Origin of the sequence: Rhodococcus aetherivorans, from assembly GCF_025722975.1 — a bacterium.
Classification (GTDB): Bacteria; Actinomycetota; Actinomycetes; order Mycobacteriales; family Mycobacteriaceae; genus Rhodococcus; species Rhodococcus aetherivorans.
Window position 1 is genome coordinate 4,960,026 of the sequence record NZ_CP106982.1, and the last position, 18,567, is coordinate 4,978,592.

The 18,567-nt window shown below is 71.7% G+C and carries 19 protein-coding genes; 10 read left to right on the plus strand and 9 right to left on the minus strand.

The annotated features are described in order from the left end of the window. Window positions 1-4: 4 nt before the first annotated feature. From OCS65_RS22610 to OCS65_RS22630, 5 genes are all read right to left on the minus strand, one after another. The gene (locus tag OCS65_RS22610; RefSeq protein WP_006941093.1) at window positions 5-769 is read right to left on the minus strand and encodes a ZIP family metal transporter; all 765 of its coding nucleotides are present in this window, start codon (window positions 767-769) and stop codon (window positions 5-7) included. A 111-nt stretch (window positions 770-880) separates the two neighbouring features. Next, window positions 881-1,996, minus strand: coding sequence for an MBL fold metallo-hydrolase (locus OCS65_RS22615; RefSeq protein ID WP_006941094.1), 1,116 nt, complete (start codon window positions 1,994-1,996; stop codon window positions 881-883). A 29-nt stretch (window positions 1,997-2,025) separates the two neighbouring features. Beyond that, window positions 2,026-2,757 (minus strand): enoyl-CoA hydratase, encoded by a 732-nt coding sequence (locus OCS65_RS22620; protein ID WP_029541887.1) that lies wholly within the window; start codon window positions 2,755-2,757, stop codon window positions 2,026-2,028. 70 nt (window positions 2,758-2,827) lie between these two features. Next, window positions 2,828-3,028 carry a type II toxin-antitoxin system antitoxin gene (locus OCS65_RS22625; RefSeq protein WP_050034723.1) on the minus strand — a complete coding sequence of 67 codons (201 nt, stop codon included), beginning with the start codon at window positions 3,026-3,028 and terminating at the stop codon, window positions 2,828-2,830. A gap of 15 nt (window positions 3,029-3,043) precedes the next feature. After that, window positions 3,044-3,931, minus strand: a complete 888-nt coding sequence (locus tag OCS65_RS22630) for an SPFH domain-containing protein (RefSeq protein ID WP_263510381.1) — start codon at window positions 3,929-3,931, stop codon at window positions 3,044-3,046. A gap of 206 nt (window positions 3,932-4,137) precedes the next feature. Here OCS65_RS22630 and OCS65_RS22635 point away from each other — a divergent pair, with 206 nt between their 5' ends. Further along, complete coding sequence (locus OCS65_RS22635) at window positions 4,138-5,238, plus strand: NAD(P)-binding domain-containing protein (protein ID WP_263507686.1); 1,101 nt, start codon at window positions 4,138-4,140, stop codon at window positions 5,236-5,238. After that, window positions 5,235-6,296, plus strand: a complete 1,062-nt coding sequence (locus tag OCS65_RS22640; protein ID WP_263507688.1) for a S1C family serine protease — start codon at window positions 5,235-5,237, stop codon at window positions 6,294-6,296. The genes OCS65_RS22635 and OCS65_RS22640 overlap by 4 nt, the downstream gene beginning before the upstream one ends. A 109-nt stretch (window positions 6,297-6,405) precedes the next feature. On the opposite strand, the gene OCS65_RS22645 is transcribed toward OCS65_RS22640, so the two are convergent. Both OCS65_RS22645 and OCS65_RS22650 read right to left on the minus strand, forming a co-directional pair. Then, window positions 6,406-6,912: a pyridoxamine 5'-phosphate oxidase family protein gene (locus tag OCS65_RS22645; protein WP_006936055.1), complete on the minus strand. Its 507-nt coding sequence runs from the start codon at window positions 6,910-6,912 to the stop codon at window positions 6,406-6,408. 148 nt (window positions 6,913-7,060) lie between these two features. After that, window positions 7,061-7,885, minus strand: coding sequence for an aldo/keto reductase (locus OCS65_RS22650; protein WP_006936057.1), 825 nt, complete (start codon window positions 7,883-7,885; stop codon window positions 7,061-7,063). 86 nt (window positions 7,886-7,971) lie between these two features. Here OCS65_RS22650 and OCS65_RS22655 point away from each other — a divergent pair, with 86 nt between their 5' ends. From OCS65_RS22655 to OCS65_RS22690, 8 genes are all read left to right on the plus strand, one after another. Continuing rightward, complete coding sequence (locus tag OCS65_RS22655; RefSeq protein ID WP_065922927.1) at window positions 7,972-9,609, plus strand: ABC-F family ATP-binding cassette domain-containing protein; 1,638 nt, start codon at window positions 7,972-7,974, stop codon at window positions 9,607-9,609. Further along, window positions 9,606-9,980 carry an RNA-binding S4 domain-containing protein gene (locus tag OCS65_RS22660; RefSeq protein ID WP_006936062.1) on the plus strand — a complete coding sequence of 125 codons (375 nt, stop codon included), beginning with the start codon at window positions 9,606-9,608 and terminating at the stop codon, window positions 9,978-9,980. Before OCS65_RS22655 ends, OCS65_RS22660 begins: the two co-directional genes overlap by 4 nt. A gap of 101 nt (window positions 9,981-10,081) precedes the next feature. Further along, complete coding sequence (locus tag OCS65_RS22665; protein WP_029541869.1) at window positions 10,082-10,372, plus strand: helix-turn-helix transcriptional regulator; 291 nt, start codon at window positions 10,082-10,084, stop codon at window positions 10,370-10,372. After that, window positions 10,369-10,914: a hypothetical protein gene (locus tag OCS65_RS22670; protein WP_084648664.1), complete on the plus strand. Its 546-nt coding sequence runs from the start codon at window positions 10,369-10,371 to the stop codon at window positions 10,912-10,914. Before OCS65_RS22665 ends, OCS65_RS22670 begins: the two co-directional genes overlap by 4 nt. Before the next feature lie 32 nt (window positions 10,915-10,946). Beyond that, the gene (locus tag OCS65_RS22675) at window positions 10,947-11,837 is read left to right on the plus strand and encodes an ABC transporter ATP-binding protein (protein ID WP_029541864.1); all 891 of its coding nucleotides are present in this window, start codon (window positions 10,947-10,949) and stop codon (window positions 11,835-11,837) included. Further along, complete coding sequence (locus OCS65_RS22680) at window positions 11,834-13,024, plus strand: ABC transporter permease (RefSeq protein ID WP_029541861.1); 1,191 nt, start codon at window positions 11,834-11,836, stop codon at window positions 13,022-13,024. Before OCS65_RS22675 ends, OCS65_RS22680 begins: the two co-directional genes overlap by 4 nt. A gap of 61 nt (window positions 13,025-13,085) precedes the next feature. Beyond that, window positions 13,086-14,588, plus strand: coding sequence for a carboxyl transferase domain-containing protein (locus tag OCS65_RS22685; protein WP_029541857.1), 1,503 nt, complete (start codon window positions 13,086-13,088; stop codon window positions 14,586-14,588). Between the two features lie 127 nt (window positions 14,589-14,715). Continuing rightward, window positions 14,716-16,608 (plus strand): propionyl-CoA synthetase, encoded by a 1,893-nt coding sequence (locus OCS65_RS22690; RefSeq protein ID WP_006936070.1) that lies wholly within the window; start codon window positions 14,716-14,718, stop codon window positions 16,606-16,608. A gap of 91 nt (window positions 16,609-16,699) precedes the next feature. On the opposite strand, the gene OCS65_RS22695 is transcribed toward OCS65_RS22690, so the two are convergent. Both OCS65_RS22695 and OCS65_RS22700 read right to left on the minus strand, forming a co-directional pair. Beyond that, window positions 16,700-17,005: a DUF3618 domain-containing protein gene (locus OCS65_RS22695; protein ID WP_006936071.1), complete on the minus strand. Its 306-nt coding sequence runs from the start codon at window positions 17,003-17,005 to the stop codon at window positions 16,700-16,702. Next, complete coding sequence (locus OCS65_RS22700; protein ID WP_006936072.1) at window positions 17,002-18,555, minus strand: YhjD/YihY/BrkB family envelope integrity protein; 1,554 nt, start codon at window positions 18,553-18,555, stop codon at window positions 17,002-17,004. The genes OCS65_RS22695 and OCS65_RS22700 overlap by 4 nt, the downstream gene beginning before the upstream one ends. Window positions 18,556-18,567: the final 12 nt, after the last annotated feature.

Consider the following 18,567-nt stretch of genomic DNA (forward strand, 5'->3'; position numbering starts at 1 on the left):
CCGCTCACAGCGTCGCGAGGACGAACGACAGCACGAATCCCGCGGCGGTGCTCAGCGCGACCGTGGGACCGCCCTTCTCGTAGGCCTCCGGCATGAGCGTGTCGGCCAGCGACGCCAGCACCGCGCCCGCCGCGAACGCCAACGGCAGGGAGATCGTCTCCGGCGGGGTCACCGCGAGCGGCCCGGCCCCGACGACGACGGCGACGGTCAGCAGCGTGGCGCACGCGACCCACATCCCGAGGATGTACCCCCGGGACCGGCCCTGAGCGCGCATGGAGGCGCTGCCGACGAGCGACTCCGGGAAGTTGGACACGAAGATCGCGACCAGCAGGGCGAGGCCGCCGGTGCCCTCCCCCAGGGACACACCGAGCGCCACGTTCTCGGGCACCCCATCGAGCGTGACCGCCGCCAGCAGCGCCAGCCCGGCCGCCCCGCTCACCGAGGACGACGACGGCGCGGTTTCCTCGGCGGCCGCGTCGACGTCGAGTTTCTCGCTGCCGTGGTCCTTCTCCCGCCGGCCCTCGGCCACCCGGTCCAGCCACGCGCTGAGCACGGTGAACACGAGCGCGCCGACGACGAGTCCGATCGCCGCGCGCCAGATGCCGCCCTTCTCGTACGAATCCTCGAACAACTCGAACGACAGGGCGGTGATGAGCGCGCCGGCGGCGAACGCCAGCATCGCCGCGAGAACGCGTTTGGGGATCTCCACCCATCCGCCCACCAGGGCACCGAGCACCAGCGCACTCGAGGCGATGATCCCGAAGAGCAACGATTCGACGATGGCCCCGCCCTCCCTCCGACGCTCCCCGACGGACGGCGGGATACCCGCTGCGGCGGCCCGGAAACCCCTACCGGCCTGGAAACCCCTACCGGCCCGGGGTCAGCCGAGCGGAACCCACCACGGATCCTGCGAGCCCGGCCGCAGTGCGTCGACCCGCTGCCCCGGCATCGGCACGGCCGTGGGCACCCCCTCCTCCCGAGCGGCCGGCAGGAGCCGCGCGATCGGCTCCGACCACGCGTGGAACGCCAGGTTGAAGGTGCCCCAGTGCACGGGGACGAGCAGGCCGGGGTGGTCGCCGCCCCCGAGATCGAGGTGGGTGCGCACCGCCTCCTCCGGGTTCATGTGCACGTCGGGCCACCGCGGGTCGTACGCCCCCACCGGCAGCAACGTCAGATCGAACGGGCCGTAGCGGTCCCCGATGCCGGCGAACCGGGGCGTGTAGCCGCTGTCGCCGCCGAAGAACGCGGTTCGCGTCGGCCCCGCGATCACCCACGACGACCACAGCGTGATGTTGCGGATCAGGCCGCGTCCGGAGAAGTGCCGCGCCTCGGTGCACGTGACGGTGAGCGCGCCCACCTCGGTGTGCTGGTCCCAGTCCAGCTCGACGATCCGGTCGGCCGGGATCCGCCACCGGCGCAGGTGCGCGCCCACGCCGAGCGGCACCAGGAACCGGGCCTCGCGCTGCGTGGCCGCGAGCGCCTCCACGGTCTCGCGGTCCAGGTGGTCGTAGTGGTCGTGGGAAATCACGACGGCGTCGATCGGCGGCAGTTCCGCCAGTTCGACCGGCGACGGGTGCAACCGGGCCGGGCCCACGGCCGGCGACGGCGAGACCCGCTCGCTCCACACCGGGTCGGCGAGGATCCGGTGGCCGTCGATCTCGAGGAGGACGCTCGAGTGCCCGTACCAGGTGACCGCCAGTTCCGCGGCCTGCACCGGCGCGAGCTGCGGCGCGAGCGGCACCGCGTCGCGCGGCGTGCCGGAAGACCGTCGGGTGAGCATGTCCTTGACGAGGCTGCCGCCGGCCTCGGGCAGCACCGTGCTGCTCGGCTCCGAGTTGTGGAACCGGCCGTTCCGATACCGGGGTGAGCCGGCGGCGTACGGGCGGATGTCCGCCGGAGTCGCGCCGATCGAGCCGGGGACGCCGCGGGCGGCGCGCGCCACCCACAGCAAGCCGGCGCCGGCGAGGGCGGACGAGGCGGTCTGCTTGACGCTCACCCCACCACTGTAGAGGGGCGCGGGCGCGCTCAGCGGCCGCGGAAGACCGGCTCCCGGCGTTCCGCGCGGGCGAGCCGGGCCTCCTGGACGTCCTCGCTGAGCCACGCCGCGGCCAGCGCGGCCGTCTGCTCGGGCGACGGCTCGTCGCGGGTGCCGTCGTCGTTGAGGAACAGCTTCATCGCGTGCAGCGACAGCGGTGCGAGCTTGGCGATCTCGTGTGCCCAGGACTGCGCGGCGACGAGGTCGCCGATCCGGTTGGCCAGGCCGCGGTCCACGGCCTCGTGGGCGTCGACCGGCTCGGCGGCGAGCAGCACGGCCCGCGAGGGGCCGCCGCCGAGCAGGGAGGCCAGCCGTCGTACCGTCCACCGGTCCACCGAGATACCAAGGCGCGCCGCGGGAATCGCAAAGCGAGCACCCGGCGCGACGACCCGCAGGTCCGCGGCGAGAGCGAGCTGGGTGCCCGCGCCGATGGCGGGGCCGTTGATCGCGGCGATCACCGGCACGGGCGCCTCCTGGATGGCACGCAGCATCTCGCCCAGGCTGTCGAGGAATCCCTCCGCGTAGACGTCCCCCGACAGGTCGGCGCCGGCGCAGAAGCTCGAGCCCCGGCCGGTGATCACGACCGCACGCGCACCCCCGTCGAGCGCCTCCTCGAGTCCCTCCCGGACCTGGACGCACAGCTCGGTGTTGAGCGCGTTGCGGCGCTCCTCGCGCCGCAGTTCGAGCGTGACCACGTCGCCGTCGCGGCTGATCCCCATCATGTGTGCTTCACCTTTCGTCGCCGGCACGCATCATCGCACCCGCCGCGCACGGGCGCGACGTCGCTCCGCGTCAGCCCTCGTCCGCGCGCGGCCGGCCGGGCTTGCGGATGCGCCCGGCGTCGCGCGGCATGCGTCCCGCCTCGCTCAGCGCGCGCCGGAGCAGGAACTCGATCTGCGCGTTGGTGCTGCGCAACTCGTCGGCGGCCCACCGCGCGAGCGCGTCGTGGACCGCCGGGTCGAGCCGGAGCAGGAGCTTCTTGCGTTCCGCCATGGCGTCGACGAGCCCTCAGGCGTAGAGCGATCCGGTGTTGAGCACCGGTTGCGCGCTCTGGTCACCACACAGGACCACGAGCAGATTGCTCACCATCGCGGCCCTGCGCTCCTCGTCGAGTTCGATGGTGTGCTCCTTCTCGAGCTGTTCGAGGGCGGTTCCGACCATGCCGACCGCGCCCCTGACGATCTGCTCGCGCGCGGCGATGACGGCACCCGCCTGCTGGCGGCGCAGCATGGCCTGCGCGATCTCGGGCGCGTACGCGAGCCGGTTGATCCGGGATTCGACGACCCGCACGCCGGCGGATCCGACCCGCTCGTCGACTTCCGCGGAGAGCCTCGAGGTGATCTCGTCGGCGTTCTGCCGCAGCGACAACGTCTCCGGGCCCGCGTCGTACGGGTAGCTGCCGGCGATGTGGCGGACGGCCGCCTCGGTCTGCACGGCGACGAACTCCTCGAAGTCGTCGACGTCGAACACGGCCCGGGCGGTGTCCTCGACCTGCCACACGATGACGGCGGAGATCTCGATGGGGTTGCCGTCGGCGTCGTTGACCTTGGCGATCCCGGTCTCGTGGTTGCGGATGCGGGTGGAGATCTTGCGCCGGGTGTTGAGCGGGTTCATCCAGCGCAGCCCGTCCTGCCGGAGGGTGCCCGAGTACGAGCTGCCGAGCAGCTGCAGCACGCGGGCCTCGTTGGGTTCGACGAGGACCAGGCCGGCGAGCGCCACGGTGGCGGGGACGAGCAGCACCGCGCCGGCCACGACGAGCGCGACGTTGTGGTTCACCGCGCCGAACACGGCGAGCGCCGCTGCCACGACGTCCACGGCGAGCGCGATCGCGAGGACGGACCAGCCGCTCGCGGATCGTCCGGGCCGCTCGATGGTTACGGAGGGGGTGGCGGACATGGCGGTGACTCCCTTCCCGGTCATTGCAATGCGATATTAAAGTGATATCACATTTTTGGCCGTGCGGAAAAGCCCGTGAGTCCCTCCGACGGTGGTCGCGCCGGCCCCGATCGTGCCGACGGCACGGCCCCGATCGTGCCGACGGCACGGCGGCGACGGGGACGCCGGTGCATCATGGGTGCGGACCCACGGAAGGGAGGGCGGTGATGACGACGGACGCACCGGCGACCCCCGTCGACGTCGTGGTGATCGGCGCGGGCCAGGCCGGGCTGTCCACCGCCTACTTCCTGCAGCGGTTCGGCGTCGAACCGGAGTCCGGGTTCGTCGTGCTGGACCGGTCGTTCGGCCCCGGCGGCGCCTGGCAGGAGCGGTGGCCGTCGTTGACGCTGAGCACCGTCAACGGAGTACACGACCTGCCGGGGTGGCCGTTCTCCGAAGCGGTCGACACCACCGCCGGGCAGGTGCCGGCGGCCGCCGCGGTTCCCGAGTACTACCGCGCCTACGAGGCCCGCTTCCACCTGCCGGTGCACCGCCCCGTCCAGGTCGGCGTGGTGTGCGCCCGCGGCGAGCGACTGCGCGTGGAGACCGACCGCGGCGTGTATTCCGCCCGCGGACTGGTCAACGCCACCGGCACGTGGGAACACCCCTTCGTGCCCTGGTACCCGGGCGCCACCCGCTTCCGCGGACGCCAGCTGCACACCCGGGACTACCGCAGCGCCGACGAGTTCACCGGCCGCCACGTCCTCGTCGTCGGCGGCGGCATCTCGGCGGTGCAGCTGCTCGACGAGATCTCCCGCGTCACCGAAACCACCTGGGTGACCCGCCGCGAACCCGCCTGGCGCAACGAGGATTTCACCCCGGAACTCGGCCGGGCCGCCGTCGCGCTGGTCGAGGACCGGGTACGGCGGGGCCTGCCGCCCGGGTCGGTGGTGTCGGTGACCGGACTGCCGGTCACGCCCGCTATCCGTGCGGCCCGCGAACGCGGCGCACTCGACCGCCTCCCGATGTTCGACGAGATCACCGAGACCGGCGTCCGGTGGCCCGACGGCACCACGCTCGATGTCGATGTCATCCTGTGGTGCACCGGTTTCCGCAGTTCCCTCGACCATCTCGCGCCCCTCGGCCTGCGCAATCCCGGCGGCGGCATCACCATGACGGGGAAGCTGGCGACGCAGGTCTCCGCGGACCCGCGGGTCCACCTCGTCGGGTACGGGCCGTCGGCGTCGACCATCGGCGCGAACCGCGCCGGTCGCGCCGCCGCCCGCGAACTCGTCGACCATCTCGCGGCCACCGCGCCGGGGCCGTGATCCGCCGCATCGGCGCCGTCCTGGCGATGGTGTCCGCCGGACTGGTGCTCACCGCGCCGGCGACGGTCGAGATCGTCGTGCTGCCGCCGCCACCCCCGGCACCCGCCCCGCCCGTCGTGCCTACCACCGAGGAGGTGGCGGCACGGATCACGCCGGCCGTCGTCACCCTCTCCGCCAACCGCGGCTGGCGCGGCATCTCGGGCACCGGCATCGTCCTCACCGCCGACGGCACGGTGCTCACGAACCACCACGTCGTCACCGGCGCCACCGACATCAGCGCGGTCAGCCCCCACACGGGTGCGAGTTACGACGTCGCGGTGCTCGGCTACGACACCACCCTCGACATCGCCGTACTGCAACTCGGCTCCGCCGCCGGCCTGCCGGTCGCGGCCGTCACCGAGAGCCCCCTTCCGCAACCGGGAGCGCCGGTGACCGCCTTCGGCAACGCGGACGGCGGCGGGGTCGTCGTGCCTGCGCCCGGCACGGTCGTCGCCGTCGACAAGACGGTGTCGGTGCGCGATTCGATGGACGGATCCCTGCGCCGGCTCAGCGGAATGCTGCAGGTCGACGCGGCGATCCGGCCCGGGGACTCCGGGGGTCCGCTCGTCGACGCGTTCGGCACCGTCGTGGGGGTGAACACCGCCGGGGCCCTGGAACCGGATCCGGCCGTCGTCCCCGACCCACCCGAGGCGTACGCGGTGCCCATCGGGATCGCCCTCGACGTGGTGGACCAGGTCCGTACCGGCACGAGCGCCGGGACGGTGCACGTCGGCCCGACCCCGCTGCTCGGCGTGAGCGTCACCACCGGCCGGACCGGCGGCCGGGAGACCGGCGCCGAAGTGCTGTGGGTCGGCTACGGCACCCCGGCCGCCGGCACCGACCTCGAGATCGGCGACGTCATCGTCGCGTTCGACCGGCGCCCGGTCTCGTCCACGGCGGACCTCGAGGAAATGCTGATGGCGCGACGGCCGGGCGACAGCGTGGAGATCGGCTGGCTCGACGCCGCCGGGCAGCGACGCACCGCCACGCTCACGCTGGACGCCGGCCCGCCCCGCTGACAGGCGACCGGCGCGATGCTCGCGCGGCTGTGTGGCCGAATGTGACATGCGTTCGATCGGATCGAAGCAATGTGACATCCGGCCGGGAACGGGCCGTCGGCACGGGCGGTCAGGCGAACCGGTGCGTGGTCTGCCCGAACGGCCCCTTGGCGAAGACGAGCACCTTGCTCGGCTCGACGCGGAAGACCCAGCCCGGGTCGTCCACCGGCCCGACGGCGTCGCCGTGGACCTCGAACCGCCACTGCTGGCCGTACTTGACGTAGTACGCCTCGGCGACGTCGCGCAGCGCGTCGCCGTCGGTGACGCGCCGGGCCCGCCCCTCGACCACGACGTCCGTGCCGGCCGCCCACGTCGCGACGCCCGTGGTGACAGCCACCGCATCGTTGTGCCGGAGGTTGTGCGTCTTCTGCTCGCCCGGGCCCGTGCAGAAGACGAATCCGCCCGCGTGCCACAGTCCGATCAGCGGTGTCACATGCGGTACGCCGTCGCGCCGGACCGTGCTGAGCCAGTACAGCTGCGCGGACTCGAGAAGCTCCTCCGTGTCGGTCCACGGCAGGGGCGGCTCCCCTTCGTCCCCGAAGCGGGCATCGACGGTGGTGGTGACAGGTGTGCTCACGACGACTCCTCTCCCGGCTCCGGCCGGAGCCCGTATCGATACGGACCGGTCGGACCGGGAGAACTCATCGCCCGCCCGGGCCGAATGTCACACTGCGTCGATCAGATCGAACGCGTGTCACATTCGGCCACCGCCCCGGCCCCGCGGATCAGGAGAACGTGGCGGGATCGCCGCCGATGCGGCCGCCGTCGTCGTGCAGCCCGCGGATGCGGTCGAGGTCGTCCGCGGTCAGCTCGAAACCGAAGACGTCGAAGTTGCTCGCGATGCGCTCGGGCGTGACGGACTTCGGGATGACGATGGTGCCGAGCTGGATGTGCCAGCGCAGGATCACCTGCGCGACGGTGCGGCCGTGCGCCTGCGCGATCGACCTCAGCGTCGGGTCCTCGAGCACGGTGCCCTGGCCGAGGGGGCTCCAGGCCTCGGTGGCGATGCCCTTGCCGGTGTGATACGCCCGCAGCTCGGCCTGGTTGAACCGCGGATGCAGCTCGATCTGGTTGACGGCCGGGACCTCGCCGACGGCGTCGATCAGCCGGTCGAGATCCTCGACCCGGAAGTTGGAGACGCCGATCGAGCGGGCGCGGCCCTCCGCCTTGATCTTCTGGAAGGCGCGGAAGGTGTCGATGTAGCGGTCCTGGGCCGGCGCCGGCCAGTGGATCAGGTACAGGTCGACGTAGTCGAGGCCGAGCCTGCCCAGGCTCGTGTCGAAGGCGCGCAGCGCCGAGTCGTAGCCCTGGTCGCTGTTCCACAGCTTGGTGGTGACGAACAGCTCGTCGCGGGGGACGCCCGAGTCGCGCAGCGCGCGGCCGGTGCCGGCCTCGTTGCCGTAGAGGGCCGCGGTGTCGATGCTGCGGTAGCCCACCCGCAGCGCCTCGGTCACCGCGTCGTAGCTCTGCTCGTCCTCGACCTGCCACAGGCCGAAGCCGAGCTGCGGAATGGTGTTGCCGTCGTTGAGGGTGATCGTGGGAACGGTCATGATCGGCCCAACCCGTTCCGGCCGCCCGGTGTTCCCCGCATCCCACCATCCGGAAACCCCGCGACGCGCGTGGGGATAATCGAGAGGTGACTGCAACACTGCGCATCAGCGGCCTGTCCGCCTCCCGGGGCGAACGCACCCTGTTCACCGACCTGAGCCTGACCGTCGCGCCCGGCGACGTGATCGGCCTGGTCGGCGCCAACGGCGCAGGCAAGTCCACCCTGCTCACGACGCTCGCCGGGGTCGGCACCGCCGACGTCACCGGCACGGTCGTCCTCAGCCCGCCCGACGCCACCGTCGGGTATCTCGCCCAGGAACCCGAGCGCGTCCCGGGCGAGACGATCCTCGGCTTCCTCGGCCGACGGACCGGTGTCACCGACGCCGAGCACGCGATGAACGCCGCGGCCGAGGCGCTGGGGACCACCGATGTCGACGACTACACCCCCGCCCTGGAACGGTGGCTCGCGCTCGGCGGCGCGGATCTCGCCGAACGCGCCGAGAAGGTCGTCGCCGACCTGGGCCTCGAGGTCGGGCTGGACGCGCCCATGACGGGGCTCTCCGGGGGACAGGCGGCGCGGGCCGGGCTGGCGGCCCTGCTGCTGTCCCGGTACGACGTGCTGCTGCTCGACGAACCCACGAACGACCTCGATCTGGCCGGCCTCGATCAGCTCGAGCGATTCGTCGCCGAGACCCGCACCGCGCTGATGGTGATCAGCCACGACCGCGAGTTCCTGGCCCGCACGGTCACCGGGATCGTCGAACTGGATCTGACGCAGCAACAGATCGCGGTGTACGACGGCGGTTACGAGGCCTACCTCGTCGAACGCGAGGTGGCTCGGCGGCACGCCCGCGAGACCTACGAGGAGTACGCGGACACCAAGCAGGAGCTCGAGGATCGCGCCCGGATGCAGCGCAACTGGCTCGAGCACGGGGTCCGCAACGCCCGCCGCAAGTCCAAGGACAACGACAAGCTCGGCAAGAAGTTCCGCGCCGAGGCCACCGAGAAGCAGGCGGCGAAGGCGCGGCAGACGCAGCGCCGCATCGAGCGGCTCGACGTCGTCGAGGAGCCGCGCAAGGAGTGGGAGCTGCGCATGTCGATCGCGGCGGCGCCGCGCAGCGGTGCGGTGGTGGCCACCCTGAACGGCGCACGCGTCGACCGCGGCGACTTCGTGCTCGGCCCCGTCACGACGCAGGTGCAGTGGGGCGACCGGATCGTCGTCACCGGCCCGAACGGCGCCGGGAAGACGACGCTGCTGCGCCTGCTGCTGGGCCGGATCCGGCCCGACACCGGCACCGCGGCCCTCGGGTCGGGCGTGAGGATCGGCGAGATCGACCAGGCACGTGCGCTGTTCGAGGGCGACGAGCCGCTCGTGGACGCCTTCGCCGCGCAGGTGCCGGATTGGCCGGACGCGGAGGTGCGGACGCTGCTCGCCAAGTTCGGGCTCAGGGGCCACCACGTGCTGCGGTCCGCGTCGTCGCTGTCACCGGGCGAACGCACCCGGGCCGGACTGGCCCTGCTGCAGGCCCGCGGGGTGAACCTGCTGGTGCTCGACGAACCGACGAACCACCTGGACCTGCCCGCGATCGAGCAGCTCGAGCAGGCCGTCGACAGCTTCGAGGGCACGCTGCTGCTGGTCACCCACGATCGCCGGATGCTCGCCAACACCCGTTCGACCCGCCGGTGGCACCTCGACGGGGGGCGGCTGACGGAGGAGCCGGCATGACGGCGGGCAGCGTCCGGGTGGACAGCTGGACCTGGGCGGTGCGCCTGTTCAAGACGCGGTCCGCCGCCGCGGCCGCGTGCCGCGGCGGGCACGTGCGGGTCAACGACGCCCCCGCGAAGCCGTCGCAGCCCGTGAAGGTCGGCGACGAGGTGCGGGTGCGCGTGGCCGGGGCGGAACGGATCGTGCGGGTGACGCAGCTGCTGGCCAAGCGGGTGGGGGCGCCGGTCGCCGCCCAGGCGTACGAGGACCACAGTCCCCCTCCCCCACCGAAGGAGATCCTCGCCTCGATTCCCCGCCGCGACCGCGGCACGGGCCGGCCCACCAAGCGGGACCGGCGCGAGCTCGACCGGCTCCGCGGGCTGCTCGAGTAGGACTCCCGCGGGTCTTTCGGCGGCGCGCCGGGGTGCTGCCTGCCGCGCGGACGCGTCGACACCGCTTGACCGTTCGTTGGGTTTTTACAATACTTCGTTGTATGAGTCCGGTACGTCGGGGGGAAACCCTGCCGATCCACAACCGCATCCGCGTCCTGCGCGCGGAACGCGGGATGAGCCGCGCGCAGCTCGCGCAGCTCGTCGAGGTCAATCCCCAGACCGTCGGCGCCCTCGAGCGTGGCGACCACTACCCGAGCCTCGACCTCGCCTTCCGCATCTGCGACGTCTTCGGCCTCCCGGTCGAGGCCGTGTTCTCCCGCACCGAGTTCGGGCCGCTGTCCACCGAGGTGTACCGGATCCGCACCGCAACCGAAGGACGTGACGCACAGTGACCGAGATGCCCGTGCACGACGCCACCCTCCTCGAACGGTACGAGGCCTTCCGCACCCGGCGCTTCCTGAGGAACGAAGAAAAGTTCCGGAACATGTTGCCGCGCTGGCGCACTCGTCGACGCCGCCGAATCCTGGTCGTAGCTCTCGCCGCGACGTTCGTTCTCATGTTCACCGTGGGCGTGCTGTGCCACTTCTTCGAACGGGGACCACTGCTGTGGCTGCCGGCGTGCCTGGCGTTCTTCCCCCTCTGGATCTCGCTGCAGATCGTCTCGGGCCGGCAGGGCGACGCACCGCGCGCGGCCCTCGACGAGCGGGAGATCCAGGAACGCAACAGCGCTCGCTCGATCGCCCTGACCGTGACCCAGTCCCTGGTGATGATTCCGGTGCTCTACCTCGTCGTCGGCAGCGTGCTGACCGACGGCATGCATCCCAGGATGGCCTATGCGGGCGGGCTCATGACGCTGACCGCGACGCTGATCGGCGGTTGCCTGCCCGCGATGATCCTCGCCTGGAACAACCCCGATCACGACGAAACCGACTGACGCAGAGAACAACCCGAGAAGACGGAGGAAACGTGACGCTCACGATCAACGGTGTCTCGAAACGATACGGTGACGTCGTCGCGCTCGACGACGTCACCTTCGACGTGCGGCCCGGTGAGCTGTTCGGCTTCGTCGGCAGCAACGGCGCCGGGAAGACCACCACCATGCGGATCGTCCTCGGGGTGCTCGCCGCCGACTCCGGTGAGGTCCGGCTCGACGGCCGGCCCGTCGACCTCCAGGTGCGCCGCACCATCGGGTACATGCCGGAGGAACGGGGGCTGTACCCCAAGATGCAGGTCGGCGCGCAACTGTCGTACCTCGCTCGGCTGCACGGACTCTCCCGTTCCGAGGCCGATGCCGCCGTGACGCGCTGGACGAGCCGGCTGGGCATCGCCGAGCGGGTGGACGACGCCGTCGACGCGCTCTCCCTCGGTAACCAGCAGCGGGTCCAGCTCGCGGCCGCCCTGGTGCACGACCCGAGGGTGCTGGTCCTCGACGAGCCGTTCTCGGGCCTGGACCCCGTCGCCGTCGACGTCATGAGCGACGTGCTGATGGAGAAGGCCGAAACCGGTGTCCCGGTGATCTTCTCGAGCCACCAGCTCGATCTCGTGCAACGGCTCTGCCACCGTGTCGGGATCATTTCCAAGGGAACGATGCGCGCCGTCGGCACCGTCGACGAACTGCGCGGCCACGGTGAGGCTCGGCTCGAGGTGCACGCCCCACAGGCCCCCGAGGGCTGGGCCGCCGGGCTGCCCGGCGTCACCACCGTCGCGCACGGCGGCGGGCGCACCGTCCTCGTCCTCGGCAACGGCGCCGACGACCAGCAGATCCTCCGGGCCGCGCTCGCCACCGGCCCGGTGCACGAGTTCTCCGTTCGTCGGCCGACATTGACCGACCTGTTCCGAGAGGTGGTCGCAGCGTGAGCGCCCCGTTGAGTCCCGCCCGCGCCGTCGCGCTGGTGGCCCGCCGTGAGTTCCTCACCCAGATCCGCAAGAAGAGCTTCCTGATCAGCAACGCGATCATCCTGCTCGCGATCGTCGGCGGCATCGTCGCCGTGTCGCTGTTCTCCGGCGACGACGAACCCGCCACCGTCGGCGTCGTCGGCGACCCGGCCCTCGGCGCCGCCGTCACCGCCGTCGGAGAAGCCACGGGCAGCCCGGTCGACGTCACGGAGATCCCGGACGCCGGCACCGGCCGCGACCGGGTACGCGACGGCGAGCTCGACGTCGCGCTGGTCCCGGGCCCGGCGGGTTCCGTCACCGCCGTCGCCGAATCGGAGATCGACCCGGCCGTGCGCGCGACGATCGACACGGCCGTCGCGCAGCAGGCGCAGGTCGACGCCCTCACCGCGCGCGGCGTCGACCCGTCCGCGCTGGCGGCGGACACCGCCCGCGCCACCGTGACCGTCGAGGCCCTCGACCCGCCGGACCCGGAGCAGGCGCAGCGCACCACCCTGGCGATCGCGGCGGTCGTGTTGCTCTACATGCAGATCATGATGTTCGGGATGTACGTGGCGATGGGCGTGGTCGAGGAGAAGTCGTCGCGCGTGGTGGAGCTGCTGCTGTCGACGCTGCGCCCGCTGCAGTTGCTGTGGGGCAAGATCCTCGGCATCGGTGCGGTGGGTCTGCTGCAGCTCACCGCATACGGGGTGGCCGGGGTGGGGGCCGGTCTCGCCACCGGCACACTCACCGTCACCGGCGCGGCCCTGGGCACGCTCGCCGGCACACTGGGCTGGTTCGTCCTCGGGTTCGCGTTCTTCGCGGTCCTCTACGCCGCGGCCGGCTCGATGGTGTCGCGCCAGGAGGACGTGAACGCCACCGCGTCCCCGCTGATGGTGCTCATCGTCGCGATGTTCTTCGCGGCCTTCTCGTCCGTGGACGACCCCGAGTCGACGTGGAGCACCGTGCTGAGCTGGATCCCGCCGTTCTCGGCGATCCTGATGCCGCTGCGCATCGCCTCCGGCGTGGCGACCCCGCTGCAGATCGTCGGCACGATCGTGCTGATGCTGCTCGTGACCGGCGCCCTGAGCGTGGTCGGGGCGCGGATCTACCGCCGGTCCATCCTGCGCATCGGCCGCGTGGTCACCTGGAAGGAGGCGATCGGCCGGTAGGCGCCGGTGCGTCCTTCGGGAGCCTGGAGGCGCCCGAAGGACGCACGGCTAGGGTCGTGCCATGGCCCTCAGGATCTCGGCGCAGGAGTTCATCGACAGCGTGCTCGACGCGGGCAGCTTCCACTCCTGGGACACCGCCCCCGTCGACGTGCACCCCGACGAGCAGTACCGCGCCGAGCTCGAGGCCGCGGCGGCGAAGTCCGGCGTCGACGAGTCCGTGATCACCGGCGTCGGAACCGTGCACGGCCGGCACGTCGCGGTGATCGCCTGCGAGTTCGCTTTTCTCGCCGGGTCGATCGGGGTGGCCGCGGCCGAGCGCATCGTCCTCGCCGTGGAACGCGCCACCCGCGAGAAGCTGCCGCTGCTGGCCTCCCCCACGTCCGGCGGCACCCGGATGCAGGAGGGCACCCTCGCGTTCGTGCAGATGGTCAAGATCGCGGCGGCCGTCACCGCTCACAAGGCCGCGCACCTCGGCTATCTGGTGTACCTGCGCAACCCCACCACCGGCGGGGTGTTCGCGTCGTGGGGTTCGCTCGGGCACGTCACCGCCGCCGAACCCGGCGCGCTCGTCGGCTTTCTCGGCCCCCGCGTCTACCAGGCGCTCTACCACGAGGCCTTCCCGGAGGGCGTGCAGACCGCCGAGAACCTGTCCCAGAAGGGCGTGATCGACGGGGTGGTGCCGCTCGCCGGGGTCCGCCAGCTCGTGCACCGGATGCTCCGCGTGCTCACCGAGCCGACGGTCATCGATGCGTCCGCAGGTCCCGCGGTCACCTCCGCCGACGACGTGCCCGACGTGCCGGCGTGGCAGTCGGTAATGCTCTCCCGCCGGACGGAGCGTCCCGGCATCCGGCAGTTGCTGCGGCATGCCGCGGCCGCGCAGGTCCCGCTGTCCGGCACCGGGCAGGGCGAGTCCGACCGCACCGTGCTGGTCTCGCTCGCCCGGTTCCGCGGCGCGTCGTGCGTGCTGTTCGGCCAGGACCGCAGCGGGCAGTCCGCAGCGCGGACGATGGGTCCGGGCGCGCTGCGCGAGGCGCGGCGCGCGATGCGGCTGGCCGACGAACTCCGCCTTCCCCTCGTGCTGGTGATCGACACGCTCGGCGCCTCGCTGTCCAAGGAGGCCGAGGAACGCGGACTCGCACCGGAGATCGCCCGCTGCCTGGCCGACCTGGTGACCCTGCCGACGCCCACGGTGTCGGTGCTCCTCGGGCAGGGCACCGGCGGTGGCGCGCTGGCGCTGCTGCCCGCCGACCGGGTGCTGTGCGCGCAGAACGGCTGGCTCGCCCCGCTGCCGCCCGAGGGCGCCAGCGCGATCGTGCACCGCGACACCACCCACGCCCCGCAGATGGCGGCGGCTCAGGGCATCCGCTCCCGCGACCTGCTGCGCGACGGTGTCGTCGACGGTGTGATCCCCGAGTTCCCCGATGCCGCGGAGGAGCCCACCGAGTTCGCCAAGCGTGTCGGTGCCGCCGTCGCCCGCGAACTCGGCGTGCTCGTCGGCCAGGACCCGACGCTGCGATACCGGCGGCGGCTCGAGCGCTACCGGAAGCTGGGGCTGCCCCGGTAGCCGCGTGCCCGCTCACCGACGCCGAGGCGCCGCCCGGCGCACCGGCCGAACGGGCAGTGCCTCACCCCGGGGGCTCTCGAATAGGGTGGTCAGCGTCACAGGCTGTGGTCAGAGAGGATGCGAATCGATGAGCTCGTACGCGGAGGCCTTCCGGCAGAGCGTGGAGGACCCCGAGGGGTTCTGGCTCGAGGCGGCCCGCGCCGTGGACTGGGTGAACACGCCGACGCGCGCCCTCGACGGCTCGCAGGCCCCGTCGTTCCGCTGGTTCCCCGACGGCACGCTCAACACCAGCTTCAACGCCCTCGACCGGCACGTGCAGGCCGGACACGGCGACCGGCCCGCCCTGATCTGGGATTCGGCGATGGTCCCCGCCAAGCGCACCTACACCTACGCCGAGCTGCTGGACGAGGTCGCGGCCTTCGCCGGGGTGCTGCGCGATCAGGGCGTCGTCGCCGGCGACCGCGTCGTGATCTACATGCCGATGATCCCGGAGGCCGCGATCGCGATGCTCGCGTGCGCCCGCATCGGCGCCGTGCACTCGGTGGTGTTCGGCGGTTTCGCCGCCAAGGAACTCGCCACCCGCATCGACGACGCCCGGCCGGTGCTGCTCGTCACCGCCTCCGGCGGCCTCGAGCCGGGCCGCACCGTCGAGTACCTGCCCATGGTCGAGCAGGCACTGTCACTGTCGCAGACCCCGCCGCACACCGTGATCGTCAAGAACCGGGAGATGATCCCGGGCTCGGCCGCCGACTACAAGGCCTCCGTCGCCACGTGGTTCGACTGGGACGAGCTCACCGCCGACGCGGACCCGGCCGGGCCGGTCACCGTCGCGGCCACCGACCCGCTGTACATCCTCTACACCTCCGGCACCACGGGGAAGCCGAAGGGCGTGGTGCGCGACAACGGCGGGCACGCGGTGGCGCTGACCTGGTCGATGCGCAACATCTACGACATCTCCCCCGGCGACGTGTGGTGGACCGCGTCCGACGTGGGCTGGGTCGTCGGCCACTCCTACATCGTCTACGGCCCGCTGCTGATCGGCGCGACCACCGTCATGTACGAGGGCAAGCCGGTGGGCACACCGGATGCCGGCGCGTTCTGGCGGATCATCAACGAGAACAGCGTCGTCGCGTTGTTCACCGCGCCCACCGCGATCCGCGCCGTCCGCAAGGCCGACCCCGAGGCGAAGGAGCTGGAGAACTACGACATCTCCTCCCTCCGTACGCTCTTCGCCGCGGGCGAGCGGCTCGACCCGGACACCTACGAGTGGGCGACGAAGGTACTCGACCGGCCCGTCGTCGACCACTGGTGGCAGACCGAGACCGGCTGGGCGATCGCCGCGAACCTGCGCGGCCTGGACCCCATGCCGATCAAGGCGGGCTCGCCCACCGTGCCGGTACCGGGCTACCGCGTCGACATCGTCGATGCCGAGGGCAAGCCCGTCGAAGCCGGCACCGAGGGCAACATCGTGATCGCTCTGCCGCTGCCCCCGGGCACCCTGACCGGGCTGTGGCAGGACGAGGACCGCTACCGGCGGTCGTACCTGGAGACCTTCCCGGGCTACTACCTCACCGGCGATTCCGGCTACGTCGACGAGGACGGCTACGTGTTCGTCCTCGGCCGGTCCGACGACGTCATCAACGTTGCCGGCCATCGGCTTTCGACCGGAAGCATGGAGGCCGTGGTGGCGTCGCACCCGGCCGTCGCCGAGTGCGCGGTCGTCGGCATCCGCGACGAGCTCAAGGGCCAGCGGCCGTCCGGTTACGTGGTGCTCAAGTCCGGCGTCGAGATCGACCCGGAGACGCTGCGGCAGGAACTCGTGGCGATGGTGCGCGAGCAGATCGGCGCGGTCGCCACATTCCGTGACGTGACCGTGGTGCAGGCGCTGCCGAAGACCCGCTCCGGCAAGATCCTCCGCAAGACGATGCGGCAGATCGCCGACCACGAGCAGTACACCGTGCCGTCGACGATCGAGGACCCGTCGGTGCTCGAGGCGCTCGAGCAGCAACTGCGCGGATAGCTCGCCGCTCGCAACGTCGAGAGGGAGGTTGTTGCGGAGCCCTTTCGGGCGATGCCGCAACAACCTCCCTCTCGATAAGGAGACCTCCCGCTCAGTGCTTGCGGCGGCGGCGCACCACCTTGCGCTTGCCGTTGCGCTTGCCGCGGCGGCGCGCCACCCGGCCCACGACGAGGGCCGCGACGATGCCGCCGACGACGGCCGCGACGATCTGGGGACGTTCCTGCGCTTTCACCTGGACTTCGTGCACCTTCTCCTGGGCGGCCGACTTCGCGCGGGCCGGGACGTCGACCTTGTGGGCGAGGGCCTCCACCGTCTCGGCGAGCTCGGCGCGTTGCTGCTCGACGCTGGGCACCGCGTCGGCGGCCTCGGTGTTGCGTGCGGGGTCGGGACCGGTCATCGCACATGCTCCTTCACGGTGTTCACGTCCTTGCGGATACTCTCCGCCGTCTCGCTGGGTACCGGTGGGGCCGAGTTCTTGGCCCGCGACCTGCCGACGGCGGCCAGGGTGCCGCCGACAGCCAGGACGATCAACGAGACGATCAGCGCGGCCAGCCACGGGGAGAGCACGGTGGCGAGCCCCAGGATCGCGGTCGCGATGAGGGCGCCGACGCCGAGGTAGATCAGCATCAGCCCGGCACCGGCGATGCCGACGCCGACGCCCATCCGGGTGCCCTTGGCCTTCACCTCGTCGAGGGCGTGGGTGACCTCGGTGCGCACCAGGGTCGGCACCTGGGTGGTGAGCCGCTCGATCAGTTGCGCGGTGGACAGTTCGCTGGGGTCCGTGGCACTGTGCGTGCCGCCGGGGGACGCGGTCATCGTCGAGTCCTTTCGGTGTGGTGCGACGTCTCGGTCCGATCTGTCGCCCTCCGCATCGTCGTCGGCGCCCTCGCGGGCCGACGCGGTGTGCGCAAGGCGGAGTTCACGGCCGCGGTCGATGTCCTCTTGCCGCTTCTCCTCGTTCTTCTCGATGTTGCGGGTGTCCCGCGGCGGCAGCTGCAGCGTCTCCTCCGCCTCGATGCCGGCCTGCAGCTGACGTCCACGCTCGAGCTCGGCGTCGAACTCCGCGCCGAACAGCAGCGCGAGGTTGGTGATCCACAACCACAGGAGAAACACGATCGCGCCGGCGAGGGAGCCGTAGGTCTCGTTGTAACTGCCGAAGTTGGAGACGTAGAACGCGAACGCGACCGACGCCACGATCCACGCGAGGATCGCGATGGCGGCACCCGCACTGATCCAGCGGAACTTCGGCTGCGTCACGTTCGGCGTCGCGTAGTACAGCACGGCGACGATCATGATCACCAGGATCAGGATCACGGGCCACTTCGCGATGTTCCAGACCGTCACCGCAGTCTCGCCGAGCCCGATCACGTCCCCCATCGCCCGGGCCACGGGACCGCTCACGACGAGCATGAGGGCCGTCGCGCCCATCGCGATCAGCGCGAGGGCGGTGATGAGCAGCATCCACGGCCGCAGCTTCCAGATGGGGCGTCCCTCGTCGACCTCGTAGATGCGGTTCATGGCGCGGCCGAACGCGCCGACGTAACCCGACGCCGACCACAGCGCACCGGCGATACCGACGACGAGCGCGAACCCGGCCGCCGGCGCCTGCACGAGTTGTTCGACCGGGCCGCGGAGCGTGTCCACGGCGGTGGCCGGGCCGAGATCCTCGACGATCTGCATCACCGCGTCCACGGTGCTCTGGCCCTGGCCGAACACGCCGAGCAGGGACACGACGACGAGCAGCGCCGGAAACAGGGACAGCACGGCGTAGTACGTCAGCGCGGCGGCGAGGTCGGTGCACTGATCATGGCTGAACTCGCGAGCGGTCTTGCGCAGCACGAACTTCCACGACGGTTTCGTCAGGTCGGTCGGCGAGTCGGGTTTGCGAGAATCGTCCGGTCGCGGGAAGTCCTCCGCCACGTCGGGGTCGCCGTGTTTGGCCGTCATGTTGCCGCGATT

Coding starts and splice junctions, on each gene's coding strand:
- OCS65_RS22620 (WP_029541887.1), bottom strand. CDS start 2,757: ATGATGGGGATCAGCCGCGACGGCGACGTGGTCACGCTCGAACTGCGG.
- OCS65_RS22625 (WP_050034723.1), bottom strand. CDS start 3,028: ATGGCGGAACGCAAGAAGCTCCTGCTCCGGCTCGACCCGGCGGTCCAC.
- OCS65_RS22630 (WP_263510381.1), bottom strand. CDS start 3,931: ATGTCCGCCACCCCCTCCGTAACCATCGAGCGGCCCGGACGATCCGCG.
- OCS65_RS22635 (WP_263507686.1), top strand. CDS start 4,138: ATGACGACGGACGCACCGGCGACCCCCGTCGACGTCGTGGTGATCGGC.
- OCS65_RS22650 (WP_006936057.1), bottom strand. CDS start 7,885: ATGACCGTTCCCACGATCACCCTCAACGACGGCAACACCATTCCGCAG.
- OCS65_RS22660 (WP_006936062.1), top strand. CDS start 9,606: ATGACGGCGGGCAGCGTCCGGGTGGACAGCTGGACCTGGGCGGTGCGC.
- OCS65_RS22665 (WP_029541869.1), top strand. CDS start 10,082: ATGAGTCCGGTACGTCGGGGGGAAACCCTGCCGATCCACAACCGCATC.
- OCS65_RS22685 (WP_029541857.1), top strand. CDS start 13,086: ATGGCCCTCAGGATCTCGGCGCAGGAGTTCATCGACAGCGTGCTCGAC.
- OCS65_RS22690 (WP_006936070.1), top strand. CDS start 14,716: ATGAGCTCGTACGCGGAGGCCTTCCGGCAGAGCGTGGAGGACCCCGAG.
- OCS65_RS22695 (WP_006936071.1), bottom strand. CDS start 17,005: ATGACCGGTCCCGACCCCGCACGCAACACCGAGGCCGCCGACGCGGTG.
- OCS65_RS22700 (WP_006936072.1), bottom strand. CDS start 18,555: ATGACGGCCAAACACGGCGACCCCGACGTGGCGGAGGACTTCCCGCGA.